This window comes from Herbaspirillum frisingense GSF30 (assembly GCF_000300975.2).
Classification (GTDB): domain Bacteria; phylum Pseudomonadota; class Gammaproteobacteria; order Burkholderiales; family Burkholderiaceae_D; genus Herbaspirillum; species Herbaspirillum frisingense.
Genome location: NZ_AEEC02000003.1, coordinates 148,489 through 169,631, shown reverse-complemented (window position 1 = coordinate 169,631; position 21,143 = coordinate 148,489). Strand labels below are relative to the sequence as shown.

The 21,143-nt window shown below is 63.5% G+C and carries 12 protein-coding genes; 9 read left to right on the top strand and 3 right to left on the bottom strand.

Features of this window, described 5'->3' with window-relative positions; genetic code table 11:
• The first annotated feature begins 19 nt into the window (after positions 1-19).
• Genes HFRIS_RS03540 through HFRIS_RS03530 form a run of 3 tightly spaced genes read left to right on the top strand, consistent with a single transcriptional unit; the run spans position 20 to position 3,820 of the window.
• Positions 20-925, top strand: a complete 906-nt coding sequence (locus HFRIS_RS03540) for an FAD binding domain-containing protein (protein WP_006461858.1) — start codon at positions 20-22, stop codon at positions 923-925.
• Positions 918-1,412: a (2Fe-2S)-binding protein gene (locus tag HFRIS_RS03535; protein ID WP_006461857.1), complete on the top strand. Its 495-nt coding sequence runs from the start codon at positions 918-920 to the stop codon at positions 1,410-1,412. Before HFRIS_RS03540 ends, HFRIS_RS03535 begins: the two co-directional genes overlap by 8 nt.
• Positions 1,409-3,820 (top strand): xanthine dehydrogenase family protein molybdopterin-binding subunit, encoded by a 2,412-nt coding sequence (locus tag HFRIS_RS03530; protein WP_006461856.1) that lies wholly within the window; start codon positions 1,409-1,411, stop codon positions 3,818-3,820. Before HFRIS_RS03535 ends, HFRIS_RS03530 begins: the two co-directional genes overlap by 4 nt.
• A gap of 144 nt (positions 3,821-3,964) precedes the next feature.
• Here the strand turns inward: HFRIS_RS03530 and HFRIS_RS03525 are convergent, their stop codons facing one another.
• Positions 3,965-5,062, bottom strand: coding sequence for a porin (locus tag HFRIS_RS03525; protein WP_006461855.1), 1,098 nt, complete (start codon positions 5,060-5,062; stop codon positions 3,965-3,967).
• 617 nt (positions 5,063-5,679) lie between these two features.
• Between HFRIS_RS03525 and HFRIS_RS03520 the strand changes: the two genes are divergently transcribed.
• Together HFRIS_RS03520 and HFRIS_RS03515 are read left to right on the top strand one after the other, a co-directional pair.
• Entirely contained in the window at positions 5,680-7,230 is a 1,551-nt protein-coding gene (locus HFRIS_RS03520) for a methyl-accepting chemotaxis protein (protein WP_161625959.1), read from the top strand.
• 16 nt (positions 7,231-7,246) lie between these two features.
• Complete coding sequence (locus HFRIS_RS03515) at positions 7,247-8,221, top strand: XdhC family protein (RefSeq protein ID WP_006461853.1); 975 nt, start codon at positions 7,247-7,249, stop codon at positions 8,219-8,221.
• 83 nt (positions 8,222-8,304) lie between these two features.
• Here the strand turns inward: HFRIS_RS03515 and HFRIS_RS03510 are convergent, their stop codons facing one another.
• Positions 8,305-10,836 (bottom strand): chemotaxis protein CheW, encoded by a 2,532-nt coding sequence (locus tag HFRIS_RS03510; RefSeq protein ID WP_039874268.1) that lies wholly within the window; start codon positions 10,834-10,836, stop codon positions 8,305-8,307.
• Between the two features lie 491 nt (positions 10,837-11,327).
• Here HFRIS_RS03510 and HFRIS_RS03505 point away from each other — a divergent pair, with 491 nt between their 5' ends.
• The 4 genes from HFRIS_RS03505 to HFRIS_RS03490 all read left to right on the top strand — a co-directional run bounded on the left by HFRIS_RS03505 (position 11,328) and on the right by HFRIS_RS03490 (position 16,988).
• On the top strand, positions 11,328-14,654 hold the full coding sequence (locus HFRIS_RS03505; protein ID WP_006461851.1) for an autotransporter outer membrane beta-barrel domain-containing protein: 3,327 nt from the start codon (positions 11,328-11,330) through the stop codon (positions 14,652-14,654).
• A 173-nt stretch (positions 14,655-14,827) separates the two neighbouring features.
• Entirely contained in the window at positions 14,828-15,205 is a 378-nt protein-coding gene (locus HFRIS_RS03500; RefSeq protein WP_006461850.1) for a response regulator, read from the top strand.
• A gap of 199 nt (positions 15,206-15,404) precedes the next feature.
• The gene (locus HFRIS_RS03495) at positions 15,405-16,538 is read left to right on the top strand and encodes a sensor histidine kinase (RefSeq protein ID WP_006461849.1); all 1,134 of its coding nucleotides are present in this window, start codon (positions 15,405-15,407) and stop codon (positions 16,536-16,538) included.
• 147 nt (positions 16,539-16,685) lie between these two features.
• Positions 16,686-16,988 (top strand): hypothetical protein, encoded by a 303-nt coding sequence (locus HFRIS_RS03490; protein ID WP_006461848.1) that lies wholly within the window; start codon positions 16,686-16,688, stop codon positions 16,986-16,988.
• A gap of 211 nt (positions 16,989-17,199) precedes the next feature.
• On the opposite strand, the gene HFRIS_RS03485 is transcribed toward HFRIS_RS03490, so the two are convergent.
• Positions 17,200-20,826 carry a hydantoinase B/oxoprolinase family protein gene (locus HFRIS_RS03485; protein WP_006461847.1) on the bottom strand — a complete coding sequence of 1,209 codons (3,627 nt, stop codon included), beginning with the start codon at positions 20,824-20,826 and terminating at the stop codon, positions 17,200-17,202.
• Between the last annotated feature and the right edge of the window lie 317 nt (positions 20,827-21,143).

Here is a 21,143-nt window from a genome sequence, read left to right as displayed (position 1 = left end):
ACAACTTATCGGATATTGCATGAAGGCATCAGGTTTCCAATACGCCCGCCCGAGTTCGCTGGAAGAGGCGTGCGCGCTGCTGGCTGAACACGGCAGCGATGCGCGCATCCTGGCCGGCGGCCAGAGCATGTTCGCCACCCTCAATCTGCGCCTGTCGGCGCCGAGCCTGCTCATCGACATCAATCGCATCGAGGAGCTCAAGGGCATCGTGCTGGCCGAGGATGCCAGCCATGTGCGCATCGGTGCCCTGGTGCGTCATGCCGAGACCGCCAGCTCACCGCTGGTGGAACAACATCTGCCCTTGCTGCACATGGCCATGCGCCATGTGGCCCATCCGGCGGTGCGCAACCGCGGTACCACCTGCGGCAGTCTGGCGCTGGCCGATCCGTCGGCGGAGATGCCGGCCTGCGCCATCACCCTGGATGCCTTGCTGGTGCTGCAGAGCCGTGACGGCGGCGTGCGCGAGGTGCCGGCAGTGGATTATTTCTTCGGTCTGTACGAGACGGCCCGCCAGGATGACGAAATCCTGATCGAAGCACTCTATCCGGCCTGCCAGCCGCAGGAGGTCTTCGGCTTCGACGAGCTGGCGCGCCGCCATGGGGACTTCGCGATGGTCGGCGTCGCGCTGCGGGCCAGCTATGCCGAGGGCATCATCGGCGACCTGCGGCTGACCACCTTCGGCACCGATCCCATGCCCATCCTGTCCACCGCGGCCGCTGCACTGGCGCAGGGGCAGGCGTGGTCCGTTGCGCTGGGCGAGGAGATCGCCAGGGCTGCCGTGGCCGAGCTCAATCCCGATCACAACCACTTCGGCAGCCCCGAGGTCAAGCGCCTGCAGGCGGCCGCCCTGATACGTCGCGTGCTGGCGGCGACCTTCGGCGCGCCGGCCGATTCAACCATTCCTTACGGAGCCAGCCATGGATGACCTGTCCGTCCGTTGCGTGGAACACGCCAACATCCAATTCACCCTCAACGGCAAGGACGTCAATTGCCTGGTGCCGGTGCGCCGCAACCTGGTGGACTTCCTGCGCCAGGACATGGGATTGACGGCAGCTCACGTCGGCTGCGAGGTCGGCGTCTGCGGTGCCTGCAATGTGCGCGTCGATGGCGCGGTGGTGCGCGGTTGCCTGATGCTGGCGGTGCAGGTCGACGGCCTGAGCGTGGAGACCCTGGAGGGGCTGGCCGAAAGCGGCGAGATCGCCGCCCTGCAACGCGCCTTCGTGACGCGCAATGCCATGCAATGCGGATTCTGTACGCCGGGCATGCTGATGACGGCCAACGAACTGCTGCAGGCCAAGGCCTGCCCCAGCCGCCTGGAGATCCGCGATGCCATCTCGGGCAATTACTGCCGTTGCACCGGTTACCAGGCCATCGTCGATGCCATCGAAATGGCCGCCGGGGAGGATGCATGAGCGCCGCCGCCCAGACCGCGGCCGCTGGCCTGATCGGCCGTAGCGTCGCCCGCGCGGATGCCGAGCGTTTCGTGGCCGGACGCGGACGCTATCTCGACGACCTGGTGCTGGCCGATATGCAGCATGTGGTGTTCTACCGCAGTCCGTTCGCGCGTGCGCGTTTGCACGCGATCAATGTCGACGCCGCTGCGGCCATGCCCGGGGTGAGTGCGGTCGTCACCGGCGCCGACCTGGCGACCGTCTGCGCTGGCTGGACCACCCGCTTTGCCATGTGGCCGGAGCATGTCTCGGCACCGCAGAATCCGCTGGCCATCGACGAAGTGTTCTGGCAGGGCGAAGCGGTGGCGGCGGTGGTGGCCGCTACGCGCGCGCAGGCCGAGGACGCGCTCGAACTGATCGAGATCGACTGGGAGGAGGGCGAGCCCGTGGTCGACCCGACCACCGCACTGGAACCCGGCTGTCCACCCTGCCACCCGGCCATCGAGCACAACCTGGCGCTGGAGCGCAAGATCGGCAAGGGTGATGTGGCCGCCGCATTTGCCGGCGCTGCCCAGGTGGTACGACGCCGTTTCAGCTTCGGTCGCCAGACCGGTGTGCCGCTGGAGCCACGTGGCATCCTGGCCAGCTTTGACCGGCGCACCGGCGAGCTGGATATCCAGCAATCCCATCAGGCGCCCTTCCAGATGCAGGAGATCTACGCCAGCCTGCTGGGCCTGCCGCTGGAGCGGGTCAGGGTCGCCAGCCCCGACGTGGGGGGCGCTTTCGGCATCAAGCTGCACGCCTATGCCGACGAGATCGCGGTGGTCGCCATTGCGATGCTGCTGGGCCGGCCCGTCAAATTCCAGGCGGACCGCCTGGAATCCTTCGTCTCCGATGTCCACGCCCGGGACGCCAGCGTCGAGGCGCAACTGGCGGTGGATGCCGAAGGACACCTGCTGGGGCTGGACGTGGATCTGCTGTTCTGCTTCGGGGCGGTGTCCGCCTACCCGCGTTCCAGTATCGGCGAAGCCTTGCAGGCGCTCGACCTGTGCGGCTCGGCCTACCGCATCGACGCCTTCCGCGGGCGGGTGCGCGGGGCCTTCGTCAACAAGGTACCGACCGGTGCCTATCGTGCCGTGGGCCAGCCCATCGCCTGCGCCGTCATCGAACAACTGATCGATGACGCGGCGGCGGCCATCGGCATGGATCCGGTCACCATGCGCCGCCGCAATCATCTGCCGGCGCGTCCGGCCGAGGCGCCGATGCTGCCTGCTGCCGGCGGCATCCCGCTGGGGCCGCTGTCATTGGACGCCTGCATGGATCAGTTGCTGGAGAACATGGATTACCGCCAGCTGCGCGCCACGCAGGAGGCGCTGCGCCAGCGCGGCGTCTATCGTGGCATCGGCTTGTGCACCTTCGTCGAGCTGACCGGCGTGGGCGCGGGCCTTTACGGACCCAATCAGGTCAGGGTGGCCGGCAAGGAGGGAGTGCGCCTGAGCCTGCTGCCCTCTGGTCACATCCAGTGCCGCACGAGCGCGACCGACCAGGGGCAGGGCACGCGCACCGGCCTGACCCAGATCGTGGCCCAGGCCATGGGTAGTCCGCTGGAGACGGTGGCGGTGGCGGCCGGCGATACCTCCCGCGATCCACTGGGGGGCGGTGCCTGGGCCTCGCGCGGCATCTCCCTGGCCGGGGAAGCTGCCCTGCTGGCCGCAGCGCAGCTGCGCGCCAATATCCTGTCGATCGCAGCGGCCCTTGGCGAGCAATCGCAGGACGGGCTCGATATCGTCGATGGCATGATCATCGGGCGTGACGGCGAAGCCTTGATGAGCCTGGCGGAGGTGGCGCTCAAGGCGCATTACGATTCGACCGCCATCAAGCTGGACGTCATCCCGGAACTGACGATGGAGCGCAGTTATGCGCCGACCGGCAAGCCCTACTTCGCCGCCAATGGGGTGCAGGCGGCGCAGGTCGAGGTCGATATCGAGACCGGCATGATCCGCGTGCTGGACGTATGGGTGGTGGAAGATTGCGGACGTATCGTCAACCCGCTGCTGACCGATGAGCAGATCCGAGGTGGCGTGGTGCAGGGGATAGGCGCGGCCCTGTTCGAGCAGTGCATCTATTCCGAGAACGGGCAGATGAGCAATGCCTCGCTGGCGGACTATCTGATTCCGATGGCCTCAGAGATGCCCCAGATCCATGTGGGCCATGTGACCACGCCCGAGCGCGAAACCAGTCTCGGTGCCAAGGGGGTGGGCGAGGCCGGGACGGTGGGGGCCATTGGCGCCATCTGGTGCGCCGTCAACGACGCCTTGCGCCCGCTTGGGCAGGGTGTATGGCAGCAGCCGTTTACGCCGGCACATGTGCTGGACGTGCTGCATCATCCCGAGATGCGTCAGGGCGAGGCAAGACTGCCTCCCTTCTGAGGCCGACCAGATGGAAGAGCAGGCGCCGTCGCGACGGCGCCTTTTTTCGTCCCTCTCCGGCCCTCCGGGACGCCCAAAAAAAAGCGGAACGCCTCGATGCGTTCCGCCAAGTCCTACAAAGGGATCCTCAGGAGTAAAGCTGCTTCAGAAGGTATGCCGGATGCCGGCCATCACGCTGGACTGGTTCTGGCCGACACCGACCGTGCTGCCGGAGCTGACGGCAATGGCGGCGTTGCCGCGATTCTTGATGTACGCATACGACGCGTAGAGGCTGGTGCGCTTGGACAGGAAGTAGATCGCCCGTGCCGTTCCCAGCGTGCTGTCGTCGGGTGAGTTGCGGGTATCCAGATGGGCCACCTGGCCTTCGACCTGCCACTGTGGCGTGAGCGCGTAGCTGGCGCCGAGATACCAGAGGTTGTAGTTGATATCGACCGCACGTTGCAGGTGGCGGGCAATCAGGCCACCACCGATCTTCAGATCGCCGACCTTGAACCAGCCATTGAACGAGGCGCGGTTGTCCTTGTAGTTGCTGCTGGTGAGCAGGTTGCCCGCCCCGGCGCCGCCGCGCAGGGTGTCGTAGGCGGTGGCCACGCCCCAGGTGGCAGTGTCGTACTTGATCAACGCCGTCCACTGGCGACAGGCTTGCGCATCGGCGGCGTTCTCGCCAGCGCAATTGGTGGCCGCAGGCCCGCCCGCCGTGGAGGTGTCGCGACCGAAGCTATAGGTGGCGCCCACGGTGGTGTTGCCGATCTTGTTCATGTAGCCCAGCGCATTGTCGCTGCGCGTGTTGGGCAGGTAGGAGTCCATGTTGGACAGGCCGTGGTTGGCCGGCCCCATGATGTCGGCGGCGATCAGCGAGATGGCCGTCATGTTGTACTGGCGACCCAGCGTGAAGGTACCCCAGGTCGGGTCCATCAGGCCGACATTGGATTGTCGTCCGAACAGGCGGTTACCCTGGCCCATGCCGCCGGTGGTCGGCACGAAGCCGCTTTCCAGATTGAAGAAGGCGCGCAAGCCACCGCCCAGGTCCTCGACTCCCTTGAAACCGATGCGCGAGGGCAGCAGTCCGGTCAGCGGCAGCGTACGCAGCTTGCCCTGGCCGGCGGCATTGGTGTGATTGAGATATTCGACCCCGGTATCGATGATGCCGTAGATGGTGACACTGCTCTGGGCCATCGCTTCGGTACCCAGCCCCCCCAGGCACAGGCCGGCGGAGACGGCGGCTAACAGACGTTTCTTCACTTTTATTTCCCCTTCAGGTTGAACAATCAAGACAGCGTTGAAAACCACCGCTGGCGGTGGCGCTACGGATGAATCGGACTGCAATGGATCTGAACGAGTGGGCGGCGCGGCGCCTGCTTTGATGTGCGTCAAATAATGAATGACATTATTTAATCTCAATAAAATGAATGTCAATCGTTATTGTCGTGTGAGGCGAAAGTTTTTTCTTCACGCGTCCTTGCCGGGGAAGGCAGGGCAGGATGGCAGGGGAAACAAATGGTGCAGTCGTTCCGTCACATGCACTTAAAAAAGAAGTTCAGCTGTCCATATTCGCGTTTTTGGTGCGTTTTTTATTCTTCATGCTCATGGAAGCCATATGCGTAGTGGATTGTGGGGCGATGTGAGGAAATGCTCGCTATCGCACACCTCTGCGTTCCGTCGTTGTTCGTGTGCGACGCTGCGTTGCCGATGCCGTGACGCGGATAGTTCGACGCGCTGCTGCGCCACCTGATGATGATCTCGATCGCGGAATTCTTCTTGACATCGAAGGATGCAAAATAACAGAATGATGTTCGTTATTAATCGCGGGAAACTATCGCCGCCGGAGGGTTGGCCGGACGGTGCTGAGGAGGGGGATGGTGAGCCAGCAGCAAGATGGTCGCGCACTGCGGCCGGGACAGTATCTGATCAGCCGGACCAGCTCGGAGGGCATCATCACCTATGCCAACCAGGCGTTCGCCGACGAGGTAGGTATCCCCATGCAGGAGCTGGTGGGCATGCCCTACACGCGCCTGATCGATCCCGACGTGCCGGCCGAAGCCGTCAAGGACATGCGCCGTACCACGATCGAGCAGGGACGCCGGTGGGCCGGACTGACCTGCATCCGGGGCAGCGATGGGCAGCGTATCTGGGCCATGACCAATGTCTCGCTGGTGCGGGAAGGCGGGCGCGTGATCGGATCGACCTCGGTGCGCACCCATGCGCCAGCGGAGCAGGTCAGTTTCGCCGCTGCCATGTTGCGCCGCTTCAAGGAGCGGCGCGCCCGTGGCTGGACCGTGCGCGGCGGCCAGTTCCTGCGCACCGGTATGCCGGGGATGGTGCAGCGGCTGTGGCGACCGGGGTTGCTCAAGCGGATCGTGCTGTGGCAGGCCTTGCCGTTGGCGAGCGCACTGGCAGCCGGCCTGCTGTGGTCTGCAGCAAGCCGGGTGCCGGCACTGGTCATGCTGGCGGTGGCGTTGGCCATGCTGGTGCTGGGCAGTCTCTGGCAGCGACGACAGTTGATGCGGCCGCTGGAGCAGGCCACCGACTTTGCATATCGGATGGCTGCCGGTGATCTCGATGCGCCCCTTGATCAGACCGCCCAGCCACATGCCGCCGATCTGGTACGGGCGCTTCTGCTGATGAGGAGCAGCCTGGTCAGCCTGATCGGCGAAGTCGGTCGTGATGTGCATGGCGTGACGCGGGCCTGTTCGGACATCGCGGCCGGCAACATGGACCTGTCCCAGCGCACCGAGAGCCAGGCATCGTCGCTGCAGGAGATTGCCTCCAGCATGGAGGAACTGGCCGCCACCATCCAGAACAATGCCGATCACGCCGTCTCTGCGGCGGCCAATGCGGTGGCGGCTGCGGATGTGGCGCAACGCGGTGGGCAGGCCTTCGATCGCATCGTTCAGACCATGCAGGCCATGGCCGACGATGCCGCGCAGATCGGGCAGATCGTCAAGGTGGTCGAGGCCATCGCCTTCCAGACCAATATCCTGGCGCTCAATGCTGCAGTGGAGGCGGCCCGCGCCGGTGAGAACGGACGTGGCTTTGCGGTGGTGGCCAGCGAGGTGCGTACGCTGGCCCAGCGCAGCACTACGGCAGCACGCGAAATCGCCGAGCTGATCACCGCATCGCTACGCAGCGTGAGCCAGGGACAGGCGCAGGTGAAGACCTCGGCGACCACCATCACTGAGGTTGTCTCATCCATCGGTGGCGTGAGCGGCCTGATCGACGAGATCTCCCGCGCCAGCATCGAGCAGCGCGAGGGCGTGCAGCAGGTGGCGGCGGCATTGTCTTCGCTGGATCGCATTACCCAGCAGAATGCGGCGTTGGTGGAGCAGGCTGCGGCCTCGTCGGCGTCGCTGGTGGAGCAGGCCGGGGCGGTGAAGCTGTCGATGGGCGTATTTCGTCTGGCCGCGGTCTGAGGCAGGGCGGACAGACATGGAAAGCCTGGATCTGGAGGTCTTGCGCACGGCCCGCGACTGGCGGCGGCAAGCATACCAGGTACACCTGTTCACGTTGGCGCGTACCTGGGGCAGCGCGCCCCGCAGTCCCGGGGCGATGCTGGCCATCCGGGACGATGGTTGCGTGGTGGGATCGGTCTCCGGCGGATGCGTCGAGGATGACCTCATCGAGCGCGTGCGTCAGGAGGGTGCGACATCTGTGCGCCCCGCTGTTCTGGAATATGGCACCACGCGGGAGCAGGCCGCAAGGTTTGGCTTGCCCTGTGGAGGAACCCTGGTCCTGGTACGCGAATCGCTGCCGGGCTCCGGCTGGCTCGACGAAGTGCTGCAGGTCACCGCCGCGCAGGGGCGCATCCGGCGCCAGCTCGATCTGGCCAGCGGCCTGTCCCGCTGCACGCGGCTGGGCCATGCCGACGGTGCCTTGCCCGGGCCAGTGCTGGCGCAGCCTGATTTCACCGTATGCTACGGGCCGCGCTGGCGCCTCTTGATCATCGGCGCCGGACAGCTGTCACAGGCGCTGGCCAGGATGGCGATGATGCTCGACTACGAGGTCCTGGTCTGCGATCCGCGCGAGGAGTATGCGGCGGGCTGGCATATCGCCGGTACCCGGCTGGTCGCCGGCATGCCCGATGATGTGGTGCTGGAGATGAAGCCCGATTCCCACACTGCCATCGTGGCACTGACCCACGATCCCAAGCTGGATGACATGGCCCTGCTGGAGGCGCTGACTTCTTCGGCCTTCTATGTCGGCGCCCTGGGTTCGCGTGCCAGCAGCCAGCGCCGTCGCGAGCGGCTGGCCTTGTTCGATCTCGGCGCGGCGCAGATTGCGCGACTGCATGCGCCGATCGGTCTGCCTATCGATAGTCACAGGCCGGCTGAAATCGCCGTCTCCATCCTGGCGCAGATGACAGCCGTCAGGAATGCCGCGGGTCTATCCGGCGGTGACGGCTGAGGGCGGGCAATTGAGGAAGGTAACTGAGGGCGGGTGACCGATGACAGATGCCGTCGGTCACCCGCTGCTATCCACCACTCGCATCAGGATGCGGCCAGGTAGGCCTCCTTGCGCGGCCCGAAGAAATTCATGACGATGCGTTCCACATCCACTACCTGGATGGTGTCGCCAGGCTTGGCGGTCCGGATCAGGTTGCCGATGTAATTGACGCCACCGCCGAACATGATCAGCGGCGCATCGATGTGGCTTTCGCCGAATTCCAGTACGTCATGCAGACCATCGACCAGCAGTCCGACCAGGCGCCCGGCATGGCGCACGATGACGATCTCGCGGCTGTCGGCGGTGGTCGATGCGGTCGACAGCAACAGCTGGCGCATATCCACCACCGGTACGAACACCGATTTCGCCGCGCCTCCTTCGTGATAGTCCAGCGCACCCGCCAGCACCGGTTTGAAGGTGGAGGTGGAAAGCATGCGCGAGGCTTCGATGGCTTCGATCACGTTACCGGCCGGCAGTGCGAAGACAGCGCCGTCGATGGTGACGGTGGCGAATTCGCGCAGCTTGCCGCCGCTGCTGGCGACTTCGATATCGGCGCCGTCGAGCGCACGCACGGCGTCGCTCTGTTGGCCGATGGGCGTGAAGACCATGGCAATCACATCGTTGACGTAATCGTCGCTGTTCTTGTACTCGCGATAGCCGAATGAGGTGGTGTGGCCGACCACCATGTAGTGGCCGTCATGGATGCGGATTTCAGCTGCGCTGCTGCCGTTGGCGCTGCTGCTGGTGGCCGCGCCCAGCGGCAGCACGCTGCCGGGCGGGTAATCCGGGTGGGTGCTGGAAATGACCTGTCCCTGGCGGTCGGTATAGGCGGCGAAGGCGCCTTCCTGCTCGGGCAGGGCAGAGCCCAGCATGTTGGCGAACTCGGGCGTGGCGTCGAACACGATGGCAATGCCGCCGACCGGAGGACCGCTGCGCTCAGGGGGGAAGATGGCTGCGCTGTAGAGATAGGTGGCCGCACCATCGTAGAGGGCCGTCGCTTCGAAGGGCGACACGCAGTATTGGCCTGGATCGCTCAGGCGCATGGTATTGCGCAGCAGCTGTTCGTCCACCCGCAGGTTGCCGCCGGAGGCGCCGGGATTGCTGCCCTCGCTGGCTTCGGCGAGGGGCTTGCTCATCGCGACGATGTGGCCGTGGCTGTCGAACACCACCAGCCTGGTGTAGACGGTATAGAGCGCATTGATGGAGGCCAGGATTTTCTGGAGCTCGGCCAGTTCGGCGGGCCGCCGCGTCTCCTGGGCCAGCAGCTGGCGCAGGCGCGGGGTCAGTGCCCACCAGCGGCAATCGTTGGCGCGTTCGTAGAGGTTGCGGTCCATGATGTCGACCATCAGGCGCGAGATGTACTGCAGGTCCTGCAGGCTAGACGACAGCGCCGTGGCGTACAGGTCCAGGATGGATTCGCGGAAGACTTCGTTGGTCTCGTCTCCGGTCTGGCTGATTTCCTGCAGGATGGCCTTGAGCCGCAGCAGGTCGCCAGCGTCGCCCGAGGCCATGATCTTGCCGTTCCACACCACGCGCCGCAGCGAGTGGTTGATGGAGTCGGCCAGCAGCGTGACGTCATGCAGAGGCGGGCAGAAGGAGCGGGCGTGCGACATCACGCCGGCCAGCAGGTCCGCGTCGTATTGCGAGAGCATGTCCTGGCCCGGCTGGCGGAAGGCCACATCGCAGGCCACCATCACATGGCCGTACCAGCCGGGGCCACTGTAGCCCTGGTAGTTGCGCGCGGCGCAGGTACGCGCCAGGTAGTCGCGTCCGGCATGGGTCACCAACTGGTAGGGGCCTTCCAGCGCCAGCGGCACGGTGCGACCGACCGGCACATGTTCGGCATCGCTGCTGGCGATGACGCGTCCGTCCTGGTCCAGCATGAGCATGACGCTGCGGTCGTTGGGCTTGCGCAACCCGCCGAAGACGTCGTCCATCTCCACCGCCACCGGGAAGCACAGGCACAGCACGCCGATGGTCTTGCCATCCTCGGGGTTGACGATCTTGTGGGAGTAGATCAGGGAGCGTTCGCTGCCGCCGCGCAGATCGGTGACGGCAAAGGTCTCCAGATAACCGTTGGCGGCCAGGGTGCGCGCTACCAGCGGGTCGCGCGATTGCGTGACGGTATTGGCAGGGTCGAGATTGGCCAGCACCTGTCCCTGTGGATCGAGAATGAAGATCTCGTCATAGACCGTGTACTTTTGCCGGTAGGCATTGAGTCGCGCCACGATCTGGTGGCGCTCGCCGTCCGCTCCGGCCAGGATGAACTGGCGGATGGCCTCGTCCATGGCCAGGAAGCCAACATCGGCGGTGCGCTCGAACAGGTTGCGGACCACGATGTCGATGATGACCCGGGCCTTGAAATCGAACTCCTGCACCACTTTCGACACGTTCTGTTGCACCAGATTGGCGATGAGCCTCTTTTCCAACTGGTTGAAGCCCTCGCGCGTCACCTTGATGGTGGGCAGGATGCTCTTGGCTTCGGTGGGACATACCATCTTGGCAGTCGACTCGATCAGGCGCCAGGCAACGCTGAGCTCCCTGAGCGAACGTTCGCAGTCGACGACGGCAGGCATATGCCGCAAAAATTCTTCGGTCTGTTGATTGTCATGCATGATCTTGTGAACTACCCGTTGAAACCCCCATTGACACTAAGCAAGTTGCGCGCCAATGAGAACGCTTTTCGTCTGGCTGGAAGCGTGTTCCCGCCTGCCGGGACAGGCATGTGACAGGCACATGACCGCGGCATGACAGACCTGTGACAGACGCGTAACAGCGACGTCCACGGGACGTAAAAACGACGTAACAAGGAAGCAAGCGAAGTCGTGACCGCTGGCCATTCATCGCCACTGTCGCAAAAATGATGCTCAGCAGTAATTGCGTGCAGCCAATAGATCGGGCTGGGGGCAACGCCGGTGGTGAACCGCGCAATCAGGGGTGGAAAACCGTCCTATTTGCCGGCTTTGCCCCTTCTCTGGCTGCTGTACGGTGGCGCCTTAACAAAAACACGTAAAACGTTAAGAAATGCGTCAGAGGCCGGAACGGCCGGCGCCATCAGGGGGGTAGCATGAAGGGCTTGGTATTGAAGGCCGTCGCCGCAGCGGCGATGTTGGCCTGCGCGCAGACACAGGCGCAGACCTATGAACCACACACGATTCTCGACAGCAATCAGGTGCCGATCTTCGAGGCCCGTTTCTACGGGCCTGCTGACGGCGCCTTCCAGAAAGAGGGCGACACGTTCCAATCCTCGCCGTTTGCGCTCTCGGACATGTTCAAGCAGCAGACCCTGGCGGGGCTTCGACAGTGGGCCAACTATATCAAGGTGATCCCCGGTACGTCCCCGGCGGTGATCAATATCGGTAGCGAGCCTGGCAACGACAACGCCCATGCCTACAGTCCGTCGGTGCCGGGTCTGATCATTGCACCGACCCAGGTGCAGGCGGCGCTGCAGAATCTGCAGGCCGGCCCGTTGACACTGGGCGCGCATGGCTTCGTGGGGATTCAGGACATCCCGGCGAGCACCAATGTCTACATCCCTTCACAGCTGCCACGCAATGTCACCGGCTGGGATCTGCCGGCGGTCGCCTTTCACGAGATCGGGCATGCACTGGGGATCGGCTCTTCTATTGACGAAGCCGAGCAGCCCTCCGGCCCTTCCGTGTATCGCTTCAGCGACGGAATCAGCCAGTGGACCTCCTACCTGCGCGACGACAACGGCAAGGCGGCCCAGCCCGGCCAGGTGATCTGGTGCATGACATGCAGCAAGGTGAGCGGTGCCGATGTGTTCGACGTCAGCAAGAACTCGGGATATTTCATCGGTCCGAACGTGGCGCAGGTGCTGGCCGGCTCCGGCATGCGCGGCATACCGCTCAGCACCGGCACCGAGACCGATTCCGATCCGCCATTCATGTCGCATCTGGAGCTCAAGAACAGCCTGATGAGCCATCAGAGCTACCGCAACTACACCACCTTCATGGAAGCCGAACTGGCGATCCTGCAGGACCTGGGCTATGACATCGACCGTCGCAATTTCTTCGGGCGTTCCGTCTACGCCGACGGCCAGGTGATCCTCAACGACGACGGTTTTTTCCAGCGCAATGCAGAAGGCAGCGCCTACCTGCCCAATACCTATAACCTGGCCGCGCTGGGCCTGGGCCTGCATGTCTACGGCAGCAACAATACCATCTACCAGCGCGCCGACCTGCTCTCGGCTGGCGCAGGTGGCGCGGGCATGCGCATCGACGGCGCCGGCAACCATATCATCATCCTGCCCGGTACCCGGGTCTATGCCGATGGCGCCTATGGGCGCGGGGTGATGTTCACCTATGGCAAGGACCACACCCTCACCCAGCGCGGTGACGTACAGGCCCTGGGCGAGGACGGTATCGCAGTGAGTTTCGACTTCGGCAACAATATCCTGGGCAATGACAGCGACTACCGTGGCTCCTACATCTACCGGGGATCGAAGGCCACCGGCTCCCTGCTGGCGGAGCTGGATGGCCCGCTGGTCAGCCGCTTCGACCTGACCGGGCGCCTGGCCGGCCGCAGTGCCGCCATCTATATCTCCAGCAACGCCTATGTGGGCCAGATCAACGTCATGCGCGGCGCTTCGCTGCAGGGCGATATCCGTTCCGACTATGCCGAGCTCGACGGCAGTGCGCCACGCCTGACCACCCTGAGCTTCGGTTACCTGCCAGACGCCGATGGACGCGCCACCGCTTTGGCCGATCCTGGCTTCGCATTACGCTATGACGGCAATATCGTGGGCATCAACAATCTGTCACTGGCCTTCGAGGGCGGCGCCACCTTCCTGACCGGCGACCACCAGATCTACCAGGTCAATATCGCCCACGGTGCCCTGCTGGGTGGCAGCAGCCGCTATACCTTGAATAGCGCCGGCCTGTTCACCAACCATGGCACGCTGGCCCCCACGCCGGGCAGCAGCATCACGGTGGTCGGCAATTACGCGCAGGGGGCCGACGGCCGGTTGCAGACCAGCGTGGACGGCAGCGGCAATATCAGTTCCCTGGTCGTCAGCGGCAACGCGGCGCTGGATGGCAGTCTGAGCATCGCGCCGCAACGCAGCTGGTACGCAAACCGTTTCGCGCTCACCAGCGATCAATGGCTGCAGGCTGGCAGCATCAGCGGCGCATTTGCGTCGGCCAGCGCCCTGCTGGCTTCGCCCACCCTGGTGGCCGATGTCACCGCAGCAGGTGGCCTGAGCTATACCGTTTCGGTGCAGCGCCGCGATGCAGCCTATTCGCGCTACGCCAACGATGACGTGACGCTGCAGGTCGCGCGTTCGCTTGACGTGGCAGCGGGCAATGCCCGGGGCGACATGCGTTCGCTGGTGGCCGCGCTGGACTTTTCGGCGGCCGACGGCAGTGGCATCGCACCGGCATTGCGGCAGCTGTCGCCGGTGGCCTATGGCGAAATGTTCTCGGGCGCCTTGCTGCGTGAGCGGCACATCGGTGATCTGGTGGCCGCCCGCGCACCGGCTGTCACGATGCTGGACGGACAGGTGCCGGCGGGCAGCGATTGGACGGCGTTCGCCATGCCTTTCGGTAGTGCCTACTGGCGCGACCGGTCCGGGCGTGCCGTGGGCGCCAACGGCAATACCTATGGCGTGGTGCTGGGGGTGGAGCGCAGTGGCCTGGCCATGGATGGCTGGACGGTGGGCCTGCATGGCGCGGTCAGTGGGCAGTCGACCCGGGTCGATGGCCGCACCCCGGCATCCGGCGAGACCTCGGCGCTGGATGTGGGCGCACACCTGGCCTATGCTGCCGATCCCCTGGCCGGACCGCATGCCTTTGCCCAGGCCCGCGTGGGCGTGGAAGACGGGCGCCTGGAACGCAAGATCGATTTCAACGGATATCAGAGCGCGCCGCGTGGCACCTGGACTGGGACCGTCGCCAGCGCCACGCTGGGTGGTGGCTGGCGCTGGCGCATCGGCGAGGGTAGCAGCGCCGGGCCGCTGGCCGGTCTTGACTATACGGTGCTGTCGCGGCCTGCGATCACGGAAAACAATACGGACGGGCCGGGCCTGCAACTGGACAGCAATTCCTTGCGTTCCATGCGTGCACGCCTGGGGGGTGAATGGCGCAGCGACCTGTCGCTGGCCTCGGGGCGGCAGGTCCGTGCCAATCTGCGTGCCGGCGTCAGCCGCGACATGCTGGCGCGTACGACCACGCAGACAGCGCGCCTGGCGGGATATCCCGACGTCGCATTTGCGGCAAGCAGTGAAGTGATCCAGCGCGACAGCCTGGACCTGCAGGCCGGCGCCTCCTACCGGGTACGGCAGGACATGGTGGTCGACGCATCCTTGTCCAGCACGCTCTGGCGCGGCGGTGATGCAGAGCTGACGGCGGCCGTCTCTGCGAACTGGCGTTTCTGATCCTTGTGCACGGCAGGCCATGCCATGGCCGCGCTTTGTGCGATTTTTCCTACGTCGGCGTAGGCGATTTTTTGCGAGTTTTGAGTGATTCCCTGATCCCGGTGGCGATCAGGGCGCCTCATAATCGATATTGACGCCCACCTCGGGCGCTGTACGAGAGAGCGGACTCATCCATGCAACGAACGGAAATTGCCCGCACCATTCTGGTGGTGGAAGACAACACCGATGTCCGCGCACTTTTTTGTGAAGTGCTGCGCACTGAAGGCTATTTGGTCCTGGAGGCTGCCAACGGCGCGCAGGCCTATGAGTTGCTGCTTGACCCACAGCAGAGGGTGGATGTCGTCCTTACCGACCTGCGCATGCCCGTCATGGATGGGTTGGAGCTGGCGACCAAACTTAAATCTGAGGCCCAATTCGCGGCCATTCCCGTGGTCCTGCTAAGTGCCACGCCGATGAAGAACTCCTGGCAGGCACGCGAAAACTTTGCCGCTCTGCTCACCAAGCCGTGTGCCTTTACCTTGTTGCTCTCCACCATTGAGGCGGTCCTGTAAAGGAACAGGCTGTCCAGATATCTGCTTGCATCGGGGAAAGGTTTGTACACCGACGCGGTATCGACGCATGATCCTTGGTTTCTGCGAGGAATCTTTCCGCTCATCAGGAACAATACATTGGCTTTTCCGTTCTCATTTCCCTAAGCTCTAATAACTGGAAGTCTGATCCGGAGGAAGAAAAAAAATGTCAAACAGACCTGTGCTGCGCTTGTCCGACTTCATCCGCTCCCGCATGGAGCTGATCCTGGAAGCCTGGGAGCAATTTGCCAAAACGATCACCCCGCCCGCCTTGACCATGGATTCGAAAGCACTGAGGAACCACGCCTCAGTGATGCTGCGGGCCATTGCCGATGATCTGGACAATACCCAGACCGAGGCCGAGGGCATCGTCAAATCGGAAGGGCGTGCGCCACGCGCCGCCGATGACACCGCGGCCGAGACCCACGCTATCGCCAGGCTCTTGTCGGGCTTCAATGTGGAGCAGCTGGCTTCCGAATACCGTGCCCTGCGCTCCAGTGTTTTGCGGCTCTGGGCGCGGGAATGGAAGGAGGGGTATGAAACCAATGTGGACGACATCACACGCTTCAACGAGGCCATTGATCAGGCGCTGGCCGAATCGCTGGCACGCTACACCAGACTGTTCGAACAGTCGCGCAATCTGTTCCTGGCCATCCTGGGCCACGATCTGCGCAATCCGCTGGGTGCGACCATCCAGGGGGCGCAGATATTGCTGCTGGCGGACGATATCAACGATCAGCACCGCAAGATTGCCGCGCGCATCTACAACAGCGGTCATCGCATGAGCAAGCTCGTCAGCGACCTGCTCGACTATACCAGGACCCACCTCGGAGCCGGCCTGCCGCTGGACGTGAAGTCCGCCAACATGGGCGAGATCGCAAGACGCGTGATCGACGAAATCGGCAGCGCCTACCCGGACCGGGAGATCGTATTGAAGAGTTCGGGAAGGCTGGACGGTCATTGGGACGCTGGCCGTATTGCACAGGCCTTGTCCAATCTGCTTGGCAACGCCATACAACACGGTCTGCCTGCTGAACGCATCCTCATCGCGATCGACGCCGGCGATGAGGAGGTGGTCGTTTCCGTCAATAACCGCGGACCTGTGATTCCGGAAGAGCAGCGCCAGGCCATCTTCGAGCCATTGGTGCGTCTGGTGGCCTCCGACAGCAAGGAGGGGGACCGGCCAGGCAGCATGGGGCTGGGTCTCTACATCGTGCGCGAGGTGGCGATCGCACACGGCGGCTCTGCCACGGCCAGCTCATCGGCTGGCGAGGGCACGACGTTTGCCCTTCGCCTGCCGCGCAGTGGCCGGTAGCACTTGGGCAAGCCAGCGGATTTCGATGACGTCTCCGACAGCGGGCGCCTACGCCAGCAGAAGCCATTGACCGATACGCGCGAAGAGGCTGCAGATTGATTATGCAGTTACTGCGCATGAGCGCAGCATCAAACCAGGAGCGAAGACATGTCGAACCAGAATCAAGGCGGAACCCGCGGCGGTTCCCACGAGCAGCATGTGCAAGCCGGTCAGCAGAGTCACAAGAACGATCAACAGAACCAGAGCAGCAACCAGGCGGGACAGCAGCAAGGCGGTGGCACGCGGGGCGGTTCGAGCGAGCAGCACTCGCAAGCCGGTCAGCAGAGCCACAAGAACGATCAGCAGAACCAGAGCAGCAGCGGTTCGGGTCAGCAGCAAGGTGATTCGTCGCGTGGTGGCTCACACGAGCAACACGTCAAGGCCGGCCAGCAAAGCCACAAGAATAGCTAAGCAGGGTGGCCAACGAATCTGAAGCCCGAGGGATCGGCAGCTTCAGAAAAAAGCGGCGTCGCCTTCGATATCGAAGAGGACGCCGCAAAGAGACACACTACCACCAGAAGTACTACTTGCTACGGCACTACACGGTACTGCTCGGTACTACTTGGTACTGCTACTGCACTTACAAACCACTACTCTCTACTTCCACTCGCCCGAGGCAGTCTCAGACGGGCTTTCCATAACCGCCGCCACCCGGCGTCTCGATGACGAACACTTCGCCGGCCTGCATCTCGGTGCTGGCGACAAAGCCGACATCCTCTTCCCGACCATCGTTACGGATCACATAGTTGCGGCCGCATTTGCCAGGATCGCCACCATCGGCACCGAAAGGCGGCACGATGCGGTTGTTGGAGAGGATCGATGCCGTCATCGGCTCCAGGAAGCGGATCTTGCGGATGCCGCCGTTGCCGCCGTGCCAGGCGCCTGCACCACCGGAGCCATCACGGATTTCATAGCTCTCCAGACGGACCGGATAACGCCATTCCAGGATTTCCGGATCGGTCAGGCGTGAATTGGTCATGTGGGTCTGCACCACGTCGGTACCGTTGAAACCCTTGCCGGCCCCCGAGCCACCGGAAATGGTTTCGTAATACTGGTAACGGCCGTTGCCGAAGGTGAAGTTGTTCATCGTGCCCGGTGCCGACGCCAGCACGCCAAGTGCGCCGTACAGGGCATTGGTGATGCAGCTGGAGGTTTCCACGTTGCCCGAGACCACGGCTGCGGGATAGCGCGGATTGAGCATCGAGCCTTCCGGGATGATGACGTTCAGGGGCTTCAGGCAACCGGCATTGAGCGGAATCTCGTCATCCACCAGCGTGCGGAAGACATACAGCACCGCGGCCATGCAGATGGCGCTGGGCGCGTTGAAGTTGTTGTTCAGCTGCGGCGAGGTGCCGGTGAAATCGATGTCGGCGGTACGCTGTTCGTGGTTCACGCGGATGGCGACCTTGATCACGGCGCCATTGTCCAGCGGATAGTCGTAGCTGCCGTCCTTCAACAGGGTGATGACACGCCGCACTGCTTCTTCCGCATTGTTCTGGACGTGTTCCATGTAGGCCTTCACCACGTCCAGGCCGAAGTGATCCACCATCTTCAGCAATTCTTCCACGCCCTTCTGGTTGGCCGCGATCTGGGCTTGCAGGTCGGCCAGGTTCTGGGCGATGTTGCGCGCCGGGTAGGGGCCGGAGCCGAGCAGGGCCACGGTCTCCTGTTCCAGGAAGCGGCCGCCGCGTACCAGCTGGAAGTTGTTGATGAGGATGCCTTCTTCCTCCACCACGGTGCTGTTGGCCGGCATGGAGCCGGGGGTGATGCCGCCGATGTCGGAGTGGTGGCCGCGCGAGCCGACATAGAACAGGATCTCGCGGCCATCCTTGTCGAAGGCCGGCGTGATCACGGTGATGTCGGGCAGGTGGGTGCCGCCATGGTAGGGGTCGTTGAGCATGAACACATCGCCCGGCCGCATCTTGCCGGCGTTCTCGCGGATGATGGTGCGGATGCTCTCGCCCATGGAACCCAGGTGCACCGGGATGTGCGGCGCATTGGCGATGAGGTTGCCCTGGGCATCGAAGAGGGCGCAGGAGAAGTCCAGGCGTTCCTTGATGTTGACCGAGAAGGCAGTGTTCTGCAGGCGCAGGCCCATCTGTTCGGCAATGCTCATGAAGAGATTGTTGAACACCTCCAGCATGACCGGGTCGGCGTCGGTGCCGATGGCCTTGCGTTGCGGGCGGGCCTGGTAGCGTTGCATCATCAGATGGTTCAGCGGCGTGACTTCGGCCAGCCAGCCGGGTTCGACGATGTTGGTCGCGTTCTTCTCGGCCACGATGGCCGGGCCGTGGACGATGTCGCCGGGGCGCATGTCTTCGCGACGGTACAGGGCGGTGTCGTGCCACTGGCCGCCGGAGAACAGGCGCACCGTTTCGGTGACGGTCAACGGTCCCTGGCGCGGAGGCAGGTGTTCGGGCTTTTCTTCACGGTCGGTCGAGATGCCGATGGCTTCCACCGAGATGGCCTCGACGATCATGGTCTTTTCCGGCATCAGGAAGGAATAGCGCTTCTTGTAGGCGGACTCGAACTGCTCCACCATGCCGGCCAGGTCGCCGAAGTTGACCACGATCACCGAATCGGTGCCGTCATAGCGCAGGTGGGCGCGCTGGATGACGTTGATCTGCTGTGCTGCCACGCCTTGGGTGAGGAGGTCGTTCCTGGCCTCGTCGGAGAGCTTGCCGAGTTCGGCGTCGAGTTGGCCTAGCGACTGCCCGGACAGGGGCAGTTCCATGGCCTGTTCGCGCATGGCGGTCTGGTCGGCCAGACCCATGCCGTAGGCCGACAGCACGCCGGCGAAGGGGTGCGCGAAGACGCGCGTCATGCCCAGCGCATCGGCCACCAGGCAGGCGTGCTGGCCACCGGCGCCGCCGAAGGTGGTGAGGGTGTAGTCGGTGACGTCGTGACCGCGCTGCACCGAGATGAACTTGATGGCGTTGGCCATGTTGCCGACGGCGATCTCGATGAAGCCTTCGGCCACTTCTTCCGGCGTACGGCGATTGCCGGTCTGTTGATGGATCTGTTCAGCCAGTTCGCTGAACTTGGTAACCACGGCGTCGCGATCCAGGGCTTCGTCGGCAGCCGGGCCGAAGACCTTGGGGAAATAGGCCGGCTGGATCTTGCCCAGCATGACGTTGCAGTCGGTCACCGCCAGCTGACCACCACGGCGGTAGCTGGTCGGGCCGGGGTTGGCACCGGCACTGTCCGGGCCGACACGATAACGGGTGCCGTCGAAATGCAGGATGGAGCCACCGCCGGCAGCCACGGTGTGGATGCTCATCATGGGGGCGCGCATGCGTACGCCGGCGACCTGGGTTTCGAACTCGCGCTCGAATTCACCGGCATAGTGCGACACGTCGGTCGAGGTGCCGCCCATGTCGAAGCCGATGATCTTGTTGAAGCCGGCCGTCTCGGCGGTACGCACCATGCCGACGATGCCGCCGGCCGGGCCGGAGAGGATGGAGTCCTTGCCCTGGAAGCGGTGGGCGTCGGTCAGGCCGCCGTTGCTCTGCATGAAGAGCAGGCGCACGCCATCCATCTCGCTGGCGACCTGGTCCACGTAGCGGCGCAGGATGGGGGAGAGGTAAGCATCGACCACGGTGGTGTCGCCACGCGAGACCAGCTTCATCATCGGGCTCACCTCGTGGGAGACCGAGACCTGGGTGTAGCCCAGTTCGGTGGCGATGTCGGCCAGCTTCTTTTCATGTTCGGTGAAGCGATAGCCGTGCATCAGCACGATGGCCACGGCGCGATAGCCCTCCTGGTGCAACGCCGCCAGTTGCTCGCGCACCGAAGTGGTGTCCAGGGGCGTGATCACTTCGCCGTGGGCGCCCAGGCGCTCGTCGACTTCCACGACTTTTTCAAACAGCAGTTCAGGCAGGACGATGTGGCGATCGAACAGGCGCGGGCGGTTCTGGTAGGCGATGCGCAAGGCATCGCGGAAGCCCCGGGTGATCAACAGCACGGTCGGATCACCCTTGCGTTCGAGCAGGGCATTGGTGGCGACGGTGGTGCCCATCTTCACCGCTTCGACCACCTGTGGCGAAATCGCCTCACCGGGTTTGAGTCCTAGCAGACGCTTGATGCCGGCCACGGCCGCATCCTTGTATTGCTCGGGATTTTCCGACAGCAGCTTGTGCGTCAACAGCGTGCCATCCGGCTTGCGCGCGACGATGTCGGTGAAGGTGCCACCGCGGTCGATCCAAAACTGCCAACGCTGCTCCCCCAACAAATTCTGACCTTGTTCCATGGACGCCCAACCTTTCTGAATTAACTTTATTAGTGCAGTTTATTGATGAATTATTGAGATAGTGCACTCAAAACGTGCGATTAAATGCTGCTTCCTGAGTCGGCCGATCCCCCGCCGAAAATCATGAACAGGCCTGAAACCCTTTCTGCGCCTGTGTTTTCCACCTTGTCCCCACTCGACTACAAATTCTGGCACGCGCTTTGCTAATAACACGACGAGGAAAATGTCGGTATTTAGTTTTTTATTTAAAAATAATTTATTGACATATTATCGATGAAAAATATAGGATTCAACAAAAAAAACAAGCAGAGACAAAA